Origin of the sequence: Shewanella sp. SACH, from assembly GCF_001887095.2 — a bacterium.
In the GTDB taxonomy this organism is placed as follows: domain Bacteria; phylum Pseudomonadota; class Gammaproteobacteria; order Enterobacterales; family Shewanellaceae; genus Shewanella; species Shewanella baltica.
This window is the reverse complement of record NZ_MPDG02000001.1, coordinates 729,586-743,828: the sequence shown is the minus strand read 5'-3', so window position 1 is coordinate 743,828 and position 14,243 is coordinate 729,586. Positions and strand designations below refer to the sequence as shown.

The following is a 14,243-nucleotide window of genomic DNA, read 5'->3' as shown; positions in this document are numbered from 1 at the left end:
GACGTAACCGGCAATCAATAAAATCGAACCAACCGGAATTACCGGATAGTTCAAACAAGCCAAACTCAATAATTTAATTCTGAGGCAAATATGGATACACGAGGAAACTTGTACGAGCTGACTCATGCAGACTTAATAGAGAGGCAGAGAATGTTAGGTTCTCCACTCATCCCTCTTAATGAACAGCAGTTCAAAGAGCTGCAGCCTATGACCAAAAATCAGCGAAAGAACAGTATGCGCAATCGTGAATGCCCATGCGGAAGCGGTCATAAATTTAAAAAATGCTGCTGGGGTAAATACGCATGAATACGATACAAGAACAGTGGTTATTGTTTTTAAAGCTAGTGGTTCCTAAAGATGCTGCACCATATCAACAGCAAGAAATGCGCAGATCCTTTTATGCTGGTGCAGAAGCAATGATGAGAATTCAATTTTCCATCTCAGACCCATCAATAAGTGATGATGCAGCCGTTCAGATACTTGAAGGGTTAAGGCAAGAACTCACTATGTTTGCTCAGAAAGTAAAGCAAGGGAAAGCCTAACCATGAAAGCCCAGCAACCCGACTTTCTCGACTTAGTGCTAATGCTACTCGCCAAGTTGATCCCGTTCGACCTGTTGTAACGCCAAACCTTCCGTTTAATTTCTACCCTTTAAAACCAGCCAAACCTAACCACGATTCAGCGAGGTGACCTATGCAACACCCAATCGCAGCGCAATCATGCGCCATTGCGCAAGATAAACGTGCCACAACCGAAGCTCAGTTGCTAATGCACCTTGGCATAGCCTGTCGCCTCGCCCAATTGACCAACCTCATGCACTGCCCAACCGTCATTCAGCGCAAAAATGCATTAGAGCAATACCTGCAAAACAACATTTGCACCTATGCATTTCGCGAGCGCTTCCACGTCACCAAGTTGGATGAAAGCCCATTAAAAACGACACCACTAAACGAAGTGGCCAACATTCAAATAACTCGTAGCGGCCGCGTAAAACTCACCCGAGTCGCCCTGCCAATCGCGACCGAAATCACCGTCAGTGACCGAACCTGCAGCTGGATAAATCGCTGCTTTCAACATCAAGTCATTAGCAGCCTAAAGCAGGTACCCCATGTTTGATGCACAGGCCCATGCCACCAGCGAAAAATTAGTGGGAATGCTCGCGAACGAGCTTAAGCAAGAAGCGATAGCCGCATTGCGCGATAACGCCATGTCCGCCCACTGCGACCGCTCGATAGCCGAGTTAAACCAGTTGATCATCGACTATCCCGAATCAAAACATACTTGGGTTCGACTGATTGAACGCTGGCAAGAGATAAAGCAAAAACACGGCCAGCGCAGCGCGCAAGATCTGCTCAACGCTGAATATGCACGACTCGCCAGCACACCAAGCTAAGCCCCAAATTTGAACGTGTAAGTCATCGTTACAAGTTCAACTCAAACCAACCCTCTTACATCTATCAGCCTAGTGAGCAATCACCAGTTTGGAGTCCACCATGTTCTTCGTATACGGCGTATCCATGACCATAGCTAAAAAAGAAGCGGCTAAAAAGTGCAGCCTATACGAAGGCGTTCAGCCGAAGCGTCGCGAACTCAGCCCCGCGGAATACCAAGCCAAGCTAGATGAAATGGCAACGGCCAAGTTTGAAACCATGAAGCCACAAAAGCTGTCGCACTCGCTCTCAACGCCTTCGCTCTGCGCGCAATACATTGAGCTAGCAAAAAAAACAGGACCAATGCCGCGACCTGCATGTTCGTTACCGCAAACCCACGGGCAAGGTTAACCCCAAGACCAAGAAAGAGATTGTCAGTTGGGTGGTCTACAACGGCGAAATCGCCGCGTAACGCAAACCTAAGTGCAGTGAAAACAGAGCAGAGAGAATCGATATGAGTTACTACAAAATTACCAACGCAACCGCAGTGCAAGCGTTCAAAGACTTTGATGCAGCTAAAGCAAACTTGATTGAGCAAGCCACTAAATTAGCCGACCACTTCGGTGGTAAACCTATTTTTAGCAATCGCGTTGAATGTATTTCGTGTGCTGGCATTAACTTTCACAACTTCAACCAGCTTGAAAACAATCATTTATGGTTCAAGCCTAAAGCAGCTAATTGCTTTGCTTCATCCCCCAAATACGGCAAACCGAAAGCCGCGGATCGTAAAGCGTTAGAAGCTATCACAGCTAAATACAATGCCATGATGCCAGTAGAAGTTTCACGCATACCTCTTCTAGCGGCGATTAGTACAAATTGGGGTGATTGCTTATTCTCCCCGCTTTCGCTGTTCCTGCACGATGACGTTATTTACCTCGATACCCGCCTTAGTCTTATCGATGCGACCGAGATATTTGGCAGCGAATATGAAGCTGTAAAAAGTGCTTATCAAGCCGCAAAAGTTGAGGTGAAAGCATGAGCTACCCACAACTAATCAATGATCCACGCTTGGATGGATACACCAAAAGAACGCGTAACGGGAAAACTCAAGTATTTTACACCGGAAACGATGAGCGTGATTTTGAGCGCTATCGCGCAGAAGGTGGTCCATCAAGCAGTACGGTAATAATGCATGACAAACCAGATACTATCCGCATTGAACAGCCAGAAAAGCATATTTATGCCGAACTTATTGATGGTCAATGGTTCTGGGTAAACGGTTGCGGTGAATGCAACGGAAAGCCGCGAGACTGGGGCACCTATATCGAATGTGATAAGCATAATGTATGTGCAAGCTGCGGCTGTACCCGTGAGCAGCTAACTGAAGCACCTTGGGGGAGAAAACATGGCTGGGTTTGCAAACCTTGCGCAGAGATTGAGGATAAAAAAAGACACGAAGCCGCTATGGCTAGGGTTGCTGATTACGAATATAACGAATGGGATTTCTACTGCAATAACGAAATAACCTGCCCTTACTGCAAAGCTGAGATTGAATCAGACTGTGATCTTTATTCTTCTGATGGTGATGATCATGAGTGCCACGACTGCGGCAACATCTTTGAACTCACCGCTGTACCTAAAGTCGAGTGGACGACTAAGCGCAAGGAGGCTGTATGAGCAACCAACATGATTTTTACGCCAAACATTACCCTTGGCTCAATGCAGATCAACGTGAGTGCTTTGATTTCCTTTGTGACATTCACAACGGCGGTAATCACATGTTTGGAAAAATCCAAGCCTGTGGTGAACAAGGGTTATCAATCAACAGTACAAGCGCGCATTACATGTCTACCTTCGACTATAGCGCCCTCACGACTGCCGTTGTTCTTGCACATGACCGCATGATCCGCTTTCAAATCGAGCCATCAGGACCACGCATGTTGAAGTTTATCGCTCACAAGCGCCATACCCGCGAAGGTGATTACTGTGAACGTCATCCAACGATGGAAGAAGCAATTGCCACGGTAAGAGAACAATTTCCATATGACGAGGTGAAAGCATGAGCCAACAACTCACACCAAAGCAAATCGCGGCAAGGGCTTACTACCAAGCGCATAAGGAAAGTATCAAAGCGCAAAAACGGGCTCAATACGAAACTAAGGCGCGTAAGCCAAAAGTGATGAAAGTCGTTAACTCATCGACTTCTCAAACTTCAACTGCTGCACCTAAAGCTAAAACAGTCCGATTCCAAGAGGAAAATGAGCCAGTCATCCAGTCAATTAGGATATCGGCCGAGGATAAAACGCGACTTGCTAAACGCCGCCGCATCGAGGACATGAAACTCGCCAAAGAGCTGGGATTAAGCATGGAGGATTTTCAATGATGAGCCAATTTGACTACATCAAACAGTATTACGCTGTTCCAGCCGAAATTGGCCGCTTAGTTAAAGTGAATGGCCGCGCTGGCGTGATCGTTAAAGATTGCGGCCATCACCTTGGTGTTAACTTTGACGACGATAAGCCAGGCGTTATTCGTCATTGCCACCCAACTTGGGAGGTTGAATACGGCGAAATTGGCAGTATCCGCAAAACAACTAAGTCACAGCAGCGCTATAAGCGTTATTTAGAGTACGGCGACGGCTTTAAAAACTTTATCGAGTTTTGCTACTGGGACGCAAGCCCTGAGAACGAATGGAACAGAGGTGAAGCATGACTAAAACCGCCCCACGCGAAATGATCTACTTACTCGCTGGCAGTGAGTCAGAGCGCAAACTCGACTTACTGCTATCGCTAACGCGCATTACATCCGAGCCCACTATTGCCGCCCTAAAGCTGCATTACACCACAGGCTTGGAACCAGAACGCTGCGCCGCTCGCCACTTTATCGAGCTATCAAACCTGATGCGCGCCCAAACCACGCTTAACAACACCATGGGCGTTGTTGAAGCCATCAAAGAAATTGATTGGGAAAAGCATCTTGCCAAGTTAGCCACGGCAAATGCGCGGATCGTTGAACTCGAGCAGTTGGTCAGCATGGCAGCAAGCTATATGAATGGGAATGAATTACTTGAACAGCACCTTATGGCTGCAATCAGTGATTCAAAGGAGCATGCGGCATGAGCAAAAAATATCAAGTGATTTACGCAGATCCACCATGGGCATTTAGCAACCAGAACACGGGCGGCTCGATGAAATCCAGCGCCCAAGCCAAGTACGCAGTCACCAGCACCGAAGGCTTAAAACGCCTCGATGTTGGCAGTATTGCCGATGATAACTGTGTGCTAGTGATGTGGTACGTGGGCGCCATGCCACAGGATGCCATTGATCTGGTTAAAAGCTGGGGCTTCACCCTTAAAAATATGAACGGTTTTGTGTGGAACAAGCTAACAGTGAATAACAATCCATTCTTTGGTATGGGTTTTTGGTCCCGCGCTGGCAGTGAATCGGCCATCATCGCAGTAAAAGGAAAGCCAAAGCCAGCTTGTCGCAGCGTTCGCGCTGTGGGTAATTATGATCCAGAAAGCCTTGATGAAGTGCTCGCTCACCTATGTTACGTGGGCGCCTATCAAAACATTCGCCATAGCCAAAAGCCAGATGAGTTTCGTGATAAATGCGTCGAGCTAATGGGTGATGTTCCTCGCCTTGAAATATTCGCCAGAACAAAAACTAAAGGATGGGATGTGTTTGGTAACGAGGTTAAAGGCTCAATCGAAATCCCGCTTAAATTAGAGCAATCAATTGATATACCTAAACCAAAACAAACAAGGAAGAAGCGACAACAGACTAAGCAACTCGATATAGAAGAACAGATAGCTAAAGAGCCAGCTAGACCAGCTAATAGCGTATGGCCGATTGAAGTGCTCGACATAGCTAAAGAAGTATTGCGGCTTCATGGCACTACGGTAGCTGAAATCACTGAGGATCGACTTAAAGAAATCTGTGAAGAAATCAACAGACAACGATTAGAAGGTCACTCACCTGACTCAATCATTGATGACTTATTTATGAACATGCCAACGGAGGCAAAATCATGCGCGGCTTAATCGTAGATAACTTCGCGGGCGGTGGCGGTGCTTCCACTGGCATGGGCTGGGCAATCGGTCGCAGCATTGATATTGCAATCAATCACGACCCTGACGCTATTGCCATGCACTCAACCAATCACCCTGACACCCTGCATTATTGCGAGTCGGTATTTGATATTGACCCAGTGCAAGCAACAGCTGGTAAGCCGGTTGATTTAGCGTGGTTCTCACCCGACTGCAAACATTTCAGCAAAGCCAAAGGTAGCAAGCCAGTGAATAAAGAGATTCGCAGCTTAGCTTGGGTTACGGTTCGCTGGGCGATGAAGGTGCGCCCTCGCGTGATGATGCTCGAAAACGTCGAAGAATTTAAAACGTGGGGGCCATTAATTCAATGCCCGGTAACAGATGCAATGCACCCGTGCCCAGAGCGCAAAGGCGAAACATTTAACGCCTTTGTCAGCATATTAAGCACTGGCATAGATGCAGATCACCCCGCACTTGCTGAATGCGTTGAAACCTTAGGCTTGCTCGATACCGCTAAATTGATTAAAGGGCTTGGGTATAAAGTCGAATGGCGCGAGCTACGGGCCTGTGACTATGGCGCACCGACAATCCGTAAGCGTCTATTCATGATCGCACGTTGTGATGGTCAGCCCATCGTTTGGCCTGAACCAACCCACGGCGCACCGGATAGCGAAGCGGTTAAATCGGGCAAACTATTACCGTGGCGCACAGCAGCCGAGTGCATCGACTGGTCACTGTCCTGCAAATCAATCTTTGGCCGTAAAAAGCCATTAGCTGAAAACACCATGCGCCGTATTGCTAAAGGCATTCAACGCTTTGTGATTGATGCTACAAAGCCGTTTATTGTGCCGCAAAACATCACATTAGCGCCCTTCATCACTGAGCACGCTAACGCCAGCAATCAACGCAATATGGCCGTTAATGAGCCACTGCGCACTATCTGTGCAGCAGTCAAAGGCGGTCACTTTGCTGTGGTGCAACCAAAGCTAATGAAGGTTAACGAAACAATCACAACCTTCACAGAATGGTTTGCCAAAACTAAGAACTTTGGTGGTAGCTATGAGGAATACGTAAAGCTTTACGGAAATGATGAATTACTCGAGCCACGCACCGCCGCCAATATCTGTAAGCATTACGGCGGCAATTACTCGGGACCAGGTGATGACCTAAACAACCCATTACCGACAGTGACAACGGTTGATCACAACGCACTGATCACTAGCCACATGATTAAATTGCGTGGCACTAACATCGGTTTTCCGATGGATGAACCGGCACACACTATCACCGCTGGCGGCTTACACCTTGGCGAAGTTCGCGCGTTCTTCATCAAATACTACGGCAACGAGCAAGACGGCGTGGCATGTAACGAACCATTGCACACCATCACCACCAATGACCGCTTTGGCCTAGTGATGATCAAGGGTGAACCCTATCAAATCATCGATATCGGTATGCGCATGCTCGAACCCCATGAGCTATTCGCCTGCCAAGGTTTCACCCCTGATTACATCATCAACAACTACAACGGCAAATCGACCAAAAAGCAGCAAGTCGCCCGTGTTGGCAACTCGGTACCGCCGCAATTTGCCGAAGCCCTCACTCGCGCAAACCTCCCCGAGCTTTGCACACAAACCGCCGAAGCGGCATAGGAGTTTTTATGAACCAGATACAAGCAGTAACAGTAGAGCGTGATGAAGGTTATTGGACGCATCAAGATTTACCTGAGTGGGATGAAGGCACTCCACGAGCAGAATGTATTGCGTGGGCGGCAGCTAACGGCGGTGATTTTGTCGTTATTTGGTTTGAAGCTGATGCACCTGAAAATCTTATTGAGCGTTACTTTGATGATGGCGACATCGATATCAGTGATTGGAACCCAGTTTGCGACAAGGCTGGATCATTCTTGCTGAGTATTCACGATACAGAAGATGGTCCAGTCGCGCTGTTTTTCGCCCCAAATGAACAGGAAGGTAAATAATGACAACCAAACGCAGAGTGTTTTTAGACGGTAACGGCTCAAGCCAGATCAATGTTGAAGGCTTAGGCGTTTACGTTCCTGCCATTGAGCACGATCACATTAAACAAAAACTCGGTACCGAAATTCAGCAATTAAAGGACCAAGTAAACGCGATGAAAGTTGATCTAGAAATTTTAGATCATGGGATGCCAATTAATAGAATTGCCGCGAAACAATTTGATTGGGTTGAGCGAATGGGCTGGCATAACAAAACTGTTTTAGAGGCTCTTGCACTTATCGCGTCAGAAGTTGGTGAAGCCGTGAACGAATGTCGCGGTGAAGCACCTTCAGACTGTTTTGGCACTGAACTAGCCGACATTATTCTAAGAGTTGCGGATTTAGCCCACTGGCAAGGTATCGACCTTGCTCAAACTATTGCAAATAAAATGGCAATTAACGAACAGCGCGGAACTCGCGGCAGACGAATTTAATAAGGATTGGGTATGAATATCGATATGGAAGATTTCACCTTAGATATGATCAGCGCGCAGGCCAAAGCTGCACAGCTTAAGAAAGAAACTGACGCTGAAAAGCTGCCAGCTTTGTTCGACACAACGCTAGATGCACTGGTTTCGGCATGTGAAAAGCTCGAAGCAATTACTGCAGAAAACGATCAGCTGACAAACGAGCTAGAAGAAGTGAAAGCGCTCTTTGTAGATGCGATTGGTGATGGCTGGTATGACGGCTATATGGAACGCATCAAAGATGAAAAAAGTGATGACTGTGACAATCACTCATTTACAGAAGAAGATGTTATGCACTGGTCAGAAGGCTATGAGTCTGAACACCGCTATTCAAAATCAATTGCTGATATCCGCGCTAAAGCTGTGAGTGATTTTGCTAAAGAATCAGCGGAAGGCTGTTCAATGCCATTCATCAAGGTTCTTGCAGAGGAATATATAACAAGGCAATCGGCTAAGGGTGGTGCGCTATGACCACATTTTTAACCTGTCTTTTTCTGCTGCCGATCATCTGGATTTTATTCACATGGATTGGCAAAAAAATAGCGATGAAGTGGCTTTTTGGTTGGCGATTTATCGTTATTAACGCAGAAGGTGAAGCGTGGTACATCGACGTTAAACCCGATGCAAAAGTCAAACCAGTGGGTAAAAATAAGGACGGTAAGTGATGTTCGAGTTCACTGAAGATAAGAAAAGTTTAAGACCTAAGTATATCGGCACGATTAAGAATAACGCGGCCAGAAGAATGTTGATGTTATTAATGATAATACCAACCAATTTACTCGTGCTTTCATTGAATACGCTGAAATTTTTACTGTACACAGCCAATGCATTTTGGAAGCTTATAGTAGTAGGAACTTTTAACCTTGTGGCTAACATGTTTAAGGCAAAAACATGGGAAGTATGGCATAAGCCAAGGCAGGTACAGCATGAAGATGAATGACAGACTTAACCTAGCTGTCGCAGAGAACGCCCAGCTTAAAGCCAGAATTGCCGAGCTTGAGCAACAAGTGGCAATCCTGAGTAAGCGCCCGGAGTTTGATCTATCAACTGTTCACGGCCGCGAGCAAGCTGTGATTGCTCGATTAGATAAGATGGGGATGAAAACCGATCTAATGGCAGTAGACGAATGCATATTGAATAAGGCAGGTGCATGATGATTAAAGGTTACTGGTGTACAAAAGACATCACCGAGCGGTTTAGATGCACTAGCCGCACCATTTACCGCTGGATGGAAAAACCGCAACATCCATTTCCAAAACCTCGGATGCTAGCGGCAGGCAGTCAAAACTTGTGGGCCATCGATGATGTAGAAGCGTGGGAGACTCAAGCAGCAAACCACCAAACAAATAACAGCCAAGCCGCTTAATACCCCCTATCATTCTGTATATCGTTACAACTCACTTCCAATAATGTCGCACAATCTATGATGCCAGGCGGTATATGCTGCCGCTTGGGTTTTTAAATATAAATTGTGGTCATACACGCCTTGAATGCCTGGCAACTTATGCCCGAGCATCACCTCTGCAGTCCTTTCATCAGTCAAATCTGAAAAGTTAGTGCGCGCGGTTTTACGTAAATCATGGATAGACCAATGCGTGATGCCGCATTCATGATGCTTATTTATCCAATTATTGATGACGTTCACTATAGATAAATGCGATGTCGATGCTAAAGGCTTAGCTTCACTATCAGGCTTTTCGTTGAAAGAATCTGCCGACCCAAATAAAAATTTACCTGAGCTTAATAGAAAAGCCTCTTTCAGTAGAGGCAGAATTTCAGGCACGATAGGCCTGATAATTTGGTTGCCACTATAACCAGTTTTATGGTTTTCAGCAGGAACAGTCCAGACCATTTTATCAAAATCAAAATGTGACTTTTCAGCTAGACGTAGTTCACCTGTGCGGCAAGCAAAGAACAGGTGTAGCTTGATAAACACTTTGTTTTTAGGTGCAACTCTTGAGCGTCTAAGCGCATCCCAAAGCAAGACGATTTCATCATTACTCAGAGAACGCTTGCCGACACGCTTAATTACATGAAGATCTTCTCTCGCACTAATGTCAGATAAAGTGTTATCGCTGATTAGTCGCATTCTAACACCCCAGCCAAGCATTTTTTTGGCATTGGCCAATATGCTTGCTGCTACTGCAGGCGTCCCCTTTGCCACGTCATCAAGCACAGTAAGCCATGTGTGCAATTTAGTATCCTGTACTAGCATCATGCCAATTCTAGGTAATAAGTGAATTTCAAAGCTACGTAATACCTGCTTGTGGCACTTTTCATTTCTGATTTTTTTCGCACTATGCCAACGATAAAACAAGTCGCTGATCGTTGGTGCATTTTCAATTTCAATCCTATCGTTAATTTTAACTAATTTAGGATCATAACCTTTCTCTAACTCACCTTTTAAACGTAAGCATTCCGTCCGGGCGGACTTTAGTGAGGTTGCAGGGTAAGAGCCGAGATCAAGCCTTGATGCTTTGCCAATATATCGGTAGCGCAATTGAAATGTAAGTTTGCCTTTGGGTGACACTCTCACACTTAAGCCATCACGATCGGCCTTCTCATAAGCCTTGTCGATCTCCTTGCCGGAGCTAGCTTTTAGCCATGAATCTGACAGCGCCATAAACCCTCTTTGTGTACAAATTTTTTTAGCCTCAGCGGCTATCGGTGTACATAGTGTAAATTTGCACACAAATTTGTACAAGTTTTGCTTGTCTTATGTCGAGTTTGAATGTCTTAGTTTGTCGCAGTGATTTGACGCATAACGAGGATTTTAAAGGGTTTTATACTAGCGAATGTCGTGATAAATCTTTGTTTGTCGCGGTATCAGTGATTGATATCTAAAAGAATCGACTCCAAACGATCTTTTATCATTTCAGGGAGTCGACGTTGAGCTTCCGTTACTGCCAAACTAATTGCTTGTAAATAGGCAGTTTCATCCGCGTTTCCATGGCTTTTTACAACTATTCCGCGCAATCCTATCAGACTTGCACCGTTATAGTGGTCGGGGTTCATCTGACTAAGGACCGCCTGAATACGTGGGGCGATAAGTTTAGCCAGAAAACGAACGAATAAACCTTGGGTTAGTCCCCGTTTTAACTGATGTACCAATAACTTGGCAATACCTTCTGAGGTCTTGAGCGTGATATTACCCACAAAGCCATCACAAACAATCACATCCACATTACCGGAGTAGATTTCATCGCCTTCGATAAAACCTGTGTAATTGATTTGATCTGTGTGTTGCAGCAACTGCGCCGCTTGCTGAACTTGATCGTTACCTTTAATTTCTTCAATGCCCACATTGAGCAAGGCGACTTTTGGCCGAGATTTCTTATCTACCGCTTCGCACAGGACAGAGCCCATCACGGCAAATTGAAATAAGGTTTCCGAGTCACAGGAAATATTCGCGCCCAAATCCAATAAATAGACAGGTTTTTGGGTCACCGCAGGTAAACAACTCACTAACGCAGGACGGTCAACGCCAGGTAAGGTCTTCAGCAACACTTTCGCCATTGCCATCAGCGCACCCGTGTTACCGGCACTCACACAAGCTTGCGCGCGGTCGTCACGCACTAACTCAATCGCCAATCGCATGGAACTGTTTTTACGTGTACGCAAAGCATGCACAGGTCGATCGGACATACTAACGACTTCATCGGTATGAATGATTTCTATGCGTGAAAGTAAATTCGCTTCCGCTTGACGTAGATAGACATCAATTTCAGTCTTGTCACCGACTAAAATGATTTTTAGAAAAGAATGTAATTGTAGTGCCCGCAAGGCTGCAGGCACTGTGACGTGGGGGCCATGATCACCACCCATTGCATCTAACGCAAGCGTCAGATTCGTCATTAGGAAACCAACAAATTACTTGTTGATTACCTTTTTACCGCGATAGAAGCCATCTGCAGTCACATTGTGACGCATATGGATTTCACCGCTGGTAGCGTCTACAGACAGCTGAGCAGTGCTCAGTGCGTCATGTGAACGGCGCATTCCGCGCTTTGAACGTGATTTTTTGTTCTGTTGTACAGCCATTGGCCTGTCTCCTAGATTACTTGCTCTTCAGTTTTTCTAACACTGCAAACGGATTTGGACGCTCCTCATGAGCGGGTTCGATCTCGCCTACAACCATGTCTTTAGATCCAGCACTGCAATCAATTTCTTGATGCATTGGGATTATCGGCATAGCGACTATCAATTCATCTTCGATCAATTGATGTAGACGCACTTCGCCAATTTCATTGCACTCAATTGGGTCATACGCATCCGGGAGCTCATCGATTTCTGCCTTAGTCCGGCATGGACCGAAGCAAAACTCGACCGTAACCTCAGTGGTAAATAGCGTCATGCAACGTTGACATATCAGAGTGAGCTCCGTCACAGCCTTCCCTTTCAGGTAGACTATCCCCTGTAAATCTACGCCACATTCAAGCGACACTGCCACATCGGAACAGTCGCCGGCACATAACTCATTTAATCTTTTCAATTGCACACCAGGAACAACGCCCTGATAAACTAGGCGACTCGAGGCGGCGCGAAATGGATCAATTGAAACCGGTATCTTTACTGTTTGCATAAGGCGCGCATATTATAGTTTGAAAACGCTAGAGTCAAAGAAAAAATTCTAACTTAAGTCCCAGTTTGCGACTTAAGCCTTTCTCCAGCCCCAACATTGAAATTGACGGAAGCGAAATAGTACCCAAGCCCGAGGTCGCATACAAGCATAAGCCGACTAAAATAGTCGCATTCACGGAAAAGAAACCGTAAAAGACGAAACTCTTGCACTCTCCAGCGCAGATTGGTCACAATATGAGTCACTCTTTTGCGGATATCCCATTATGCCAACACCATTAATCTTAGCTTCGACCTCTGTATACCGACAATCTTTACTGCAAAAACTCGGTCTTCCCTTCGAATGCTGTGATCCTGATATTGACGAAACGGCGCATATCGATGAATCGGCCCATGCCTTAGTGCTGCGATTAGCCAAAGCAAAAGCCGTCGCAGGTGCAGAACAATTCCCCGATGGGCTGATTATTGGCTCCGATCAAGTTGCCGTCATTGATGGCAAGATTATCGGTAAGCCCCATGATTTTGACAATGCCGTCGCGCAGCTCACCCAAGCCTCTGGCAAGGCCATCACCTTTTATACTGGTCTTGCACTCTATAATGCCGAAACGGGCGCCATGGCCGCCGAGGTTGAACCCTTTACGGTTCATTTCAGGCATCTTAGCCATGCGCAGATTGTCGCCTACATAGAAAAAGAAGAGCCCTACTACTGCGCGGGCAGTTTTAAGAGTGAAGGCTTAGGCATAGCGTTATTTACCGAGCTTGAAGGTCGCGATCCGAATACCTTAGTTGGCTTACCACTGATATTACTGACGGAAATGCTGCTAGCCCAAGGGGTAGACGTTCTCGCTTAATGTGCTTACACGTTAGCTTATTCGTTTACTGAGGTTTTGCTCTGCGTGCTCTGTTTATTAAATCGATTAAGCGCACCCAAAAGTGCCGAACAGCAGATTCGTTTTATTGACGGGAAGATGGGACGTAAATAAAGGTAACTAGGAAGTACTCATGCGTAGCGGCATGTATTGCCGCTTCAGCATTAAATAGCAGTGCTAGAGGTATTGCAGCAATTGCGCAGGAGAGTCAATCAAAGCGATAGGTCCTGCTTGCAGTAACTTGTCGGCACTGTGGGCGCCATAGGTCACGCCAATACTATCAATTCCAGCATTGGCCGCCATGGTCAAATCCAGCAGAGAATCCCCCACCATTAGGGCTCGGTTCGGGGCAATATTCAATTCTTTCAGCAAGCTTGAAATCATTTCAGGATGGGGTTTGCTGTGCACTTCATCGGCGCAGCGTGATGCAACAAAGTATCGACCTAAGCCCGTTTGCGCAAAAACGCGATCAAGTCCCGCACGGGCCTTACCGGTTGCAACGGCTAATTGATAACCCTGAGTATGTAACTCATCGATTAACACTGGTGCTTGTGCAAAGAGTGGCGTTGGCGTGGTGTCTAAATGCAAATATTGTGCTTTAAACTCGGCGCGCATCTGCTGATATTGATCATCTTCGCTTTGGCTGAATGCATTTTTAGGATGCTGATGCTGAGAATAAGCAGAAGAAGCGCTGAGATTGAGCCCCTGAGGAAACAGGACTCGCAGCGCTTCTTTCATAGAAAGACCGATGATATCGCGAATATCGCTTTCGGTTGGGATAGGTAACCGCAATGCCTTAGCCATATTTTCAATACAGGTGATAATTTTACCGATGGAGTCCATCAGAGTGCCATCCCAATCGAAAATCACTAAATCGTATTGCTTTATCTTCAT

The 14,243-nt window shown here is 46.1% G+C and carries 24 protein-coding genes; 19 read left to right on the top strand and 5 right to left on the bottom strand.

The features are described from left to right. Nucleotides 1-302 precede the first annotated feature (302 nt). From BM607_RS03145 to BM607_RS03055, 18 genes are all read left to right on the top strand, one after another. Nucleotides 303-542, top strand: coding sequence for a hypothetical protein (locus BM607_RS03145; RefSeq protein ID WP_071938937.1), 240 nt, complete (start codon nt 303-305; stop codon nt 540-542). 151 nt (nt 543-693) lie between these two features. Then, nucleotides 694-1,116 carry a hypothetical protein gene (locus BM607_RS03140; RefSeq protein ID WP_071938938.1) on the top strand — a complete coding sequence of 141 codons (423 nt, stop codon included), beginning with the start codon at nt 694-696 and terminating at the stop codon, nt 1,114-1,116. After that, the gene (locus tag BM607_RS03135) at nt 1,109-1,393 is read left to right on the top strand and encodes a hypothetical protein (RefSeq protein ID WP_071938939.1); all 285 of its coding nucleotides are present in this window, start codon (nt 1,109-1,111) and stop codon (nt 1,391-1,393) included. Before BM607_RS03140 ends, BM607_RS03135 begins: the two co-directional genes overlap by 8 nt. 100 nt (nt 1,394-1,493) lie before the next feature. Then, nucleotides 1,494-1,781: a hypothetical protein gene (locus BM607_RS03130; protein ID WP_249269540.1), complete on the top strand. Its 288-nt coding sequence runs from the start codon at nt 1,494-1,496 to the stop codon at nt 1,779-1,781. Between the two features lie 103 nt (nt 1,782-1,884). Next, on the top strand, nt 1,885-2,409 hold the full coding sequence (locus BM607_RS03125; RefSeq protein WP_071938940.1) for a hypothetical protein: 525 nt from the start codon (nt 1,885-1,887) through the stop codon (nt 2,407-2,409). Beyond that, nucleotides 2,406-3,047, top strand: coding sequence for a hypothetical protein (locus BM607_RS03120; protein ID WP_083548585.1), 642 nt, complete (start codon nt 2,406-2,408; stop codon nt 3,045-3,047). The genes BM607_RS03125 and BM607_RS03120 overlap by 4 nt, the downstream gene beginning before the upstream one ends. Next, complete coding sequence (locus BM607_RS03115; protein WP_071938941.1) at nt 3,044-3,433, top strand: hypothetical protein; 390 nt, start codon at nt 3,044-3,046, stop codon at nt 3,431-3,433. Before BM607_RS03120 ends, BM607_RS03115 begins: the two co-directional genes overlap by 4 nt. Beyond that, on the top strand, nt 3,430-3,753 hold the full coding sequence (locus tag BM607_RS03110) for a hypothetical protein (protein ID WP_071938942.1): 324 nt from the start codon (nt 3,430-3,432) through the stop codon (nt 3,751-3,753). Before BM607_RS03115 ends, BM607_RS03110 begins: the two co-directional genes overlap by 4 nt. Further along, nucleotides 3,750-4,082: a hypothetical protein gene (locus BM607_RS03105; protein WP_071938943.1), complete on the top strand. Its 333-nt coding sequence runs from the start codon at nt 3,750-3,752 to the stop codon at nt 4,080-4,082. Before BM607_RS03110 ends, BM607_RS03105 begins: the two co-directional genes overlap by 4 nt. Nucleotides 4,083-4,102: 20 nt before the next feature. Continuing rightward, nucleotides 4,103-4,489, top strand: coding sequence for a hypothetical protein (locus BM607_RS03100; protein ID WP_349289757.1), 387 nt, complete (start codon nt 4,103-4,105; stop codon nt 4,487-4,489). Then, the gene (locus BM607_RS21975) at nt 4,486-5,412 is read left to right on the top strand and encodes an MT-A70 family methyltransferase (protein WP_071938944.1); all 927 of its coding nucleotides are present in this window, start codon (nt 4,486-4,488) and stop codon (nt 5,410-5,412) included. The genes BM607_RS03100 and BM607_RS21975 overlap by 4 nt, the downstream gene beginning before the upstream one ends. Then, a complete protein-coding gene (locus BM607_RS03090; protein ID WP_071938945.1) occupies nt 5,400-7,070 on the top strand; it encodes a DNA cytosine methyltransferase in 1,671 nt (556 codons plus the stop codon). The genes BM607_RS21975 and BM607_RS03090 overlap by 13 nt, the downstream gene beginning before the upstream one ends. Before the next feature lie 8 nt (nt 7,071-7,078). Continuing rightward, nucleotides 7,079-7,399 carry a hypothetical protein gene (locus BM607_RS03085; RefSeq protein WP_071938946.1) on the top strand — a complete coding sequence of 107 codons (321 nt, stop codon included), beginning with the start codon at nt 7,079-7,081 and terminating at the stop codon, nt 7,397-7,399. After that, nucleotides 7,399-7,869 carry a hypothetical protein gene (locus BM607_RS03080; protein WP_071938947.1) on the top strand — a complete coding sequence of 157 codons (471 nt, stop codon included), beginning with the start codon at nt 7,399-7,401 and terminating at the stop codon, nt 7,867-7,869. Before BM607_RS03085 ends, BM607_RS03080 begins: the two co-directional genes overlap by 1 nt. Before the next feature lie 12 nt (nt 7,870-7,881). Next, nucleotides 7,882-8,373 carry a hypothetical protein gene (locus BM607_RS03075; RefSeq protein ID WP_071938948.1) on the top strand — a complete coding sequence of 164 codons (492 nt, stop codon included), beginning with the start codon at nt 7,882-7,884 and terminating at the stop codon, nt 8,371-8,373. Beyond that, nucleotides 8,370-8,567 (top strand): hypothetical protein, encoded by a 198-nt coding sequence (locus BM607_RS03070; protein WP_071938949.1) that lies wholly within the window; start codon nt 8,370-8,372, stop codon nt 8,565-8,567. The genes BM607_RS03075 and BM607_RS03070 overlap by 4 nt, the downstream gene beginning before the upstream one ends. 261 nt (nt 8,568-8,828) lie before the next feature. Continuing rightward, nucleotides 8,829-9,056: a hypothetical protein gene (locus BM607_RS03060; RefSeq protein WP_071938951.1), complete on the top strand. Its 228-nt coding sequence runs from the start codon at nt 8,829-8,831 to the stop codon at nt 9,054-9,056. Beyond that, complete coding sequence (locus BM607_RS03055; protein WP_071938952.1) at nt 9,053-9,268, top strand: hypothetical protein; 216 nt, start codon at nt 9,053-9,055, stop codon at nt 9,266-9,268. Before BM607_RS03060 ends, BM607_RS03055 begins: the two co-directional genes overlap by 4 nt. A gap of 24 nt (nt 9,269-9,292) precedes the next feature. On the opposite strand, the gene BM607_RS03050 is transcribed toward BM607_RS03055, so the two are convergent. The 4 genes from BM607_RS03050 to yceD form a co-directional block, all read right to left on the bottom strand. After that, complete coding sequence (locus BM607_RS03050; protein ID WP_071938953.1) at nt 9,293-10,525, bottom strand: site-specific integrase; 1,233 nt, start codon at nt 10,523-10,525, stop codon at nt 9,293-9,295. Nucleotides 10,526-10,728: 203 nt separating this feature from the next. Further along, the gene (plsX, locus tag BM607_RS03045; protein ID WP_071938954.1) at nt 10,729-11,757 is read right to left on the bottom strand and encodes a phosphate acyltransferase PlsX; all 1,029 of its coding nucleotides are present in this window, start codon (nt 11,755-11,757) and stop codon (nt 10,729-10,731) included. Between the two features lie 15 nt (nt 11,758-11,772). Next, nucleotides 11,773-11,943 carry a 50S ribosomal protein L32 gene (gene rpmF, locus BM607_RS03040; RefSeq protein ID WP_006081226.1) on the bottom strand — a complete coding sequence of 57 codons (171 nt, stop codon included), beginning with the start codon at nt 11,941-11,943 and terminating at the stop codon, nt 11,773-11,775. Between the two features lie 16 nt (nt 11,944-11,959). Beyond that, a complete protein-coding gene (yceD, locus tag BM607_RS03035; protein WP_006087468.1) occupies nt 11,960-12,484 on the bottom strand; it encodes a 23S rRNA accumulation protein YceD in 525 nt (174 codons plus the stop codon). 262 nt (nt 12,485-12,746) lie between these two features. Here yceD and BM607_RS03030 point away from each other — a divergent pair, with 262 nt between their 5' ends. Next, nucleotides 12,747-13,331: a nucleoside triphosphate pyrophosphatase gene (locus BM607_RS03030; protein WP_071938955.1), complete on the top strand. Its 585-nt coding sequence runs from the start codon at nt 12,747-12,749 to the stop codon at nt 13,329-13,331. Between the two features lie 195 nt (nt 13,332-13,526). Here BM607_RS03030 and BM607_RS03025 read toward each other — a convergent pair whose 3' ends face one another. Further along, nucleotides 13,527-14,243, bottom strand: a complete 717-nt coding sequence (locus BM607_RS03025) for an HAD-IA family hydrolase (RefSeq protein ID WP_071938956.1) — start codon at nt 14,241-14,243, stop codon at nt 13,527-13,529.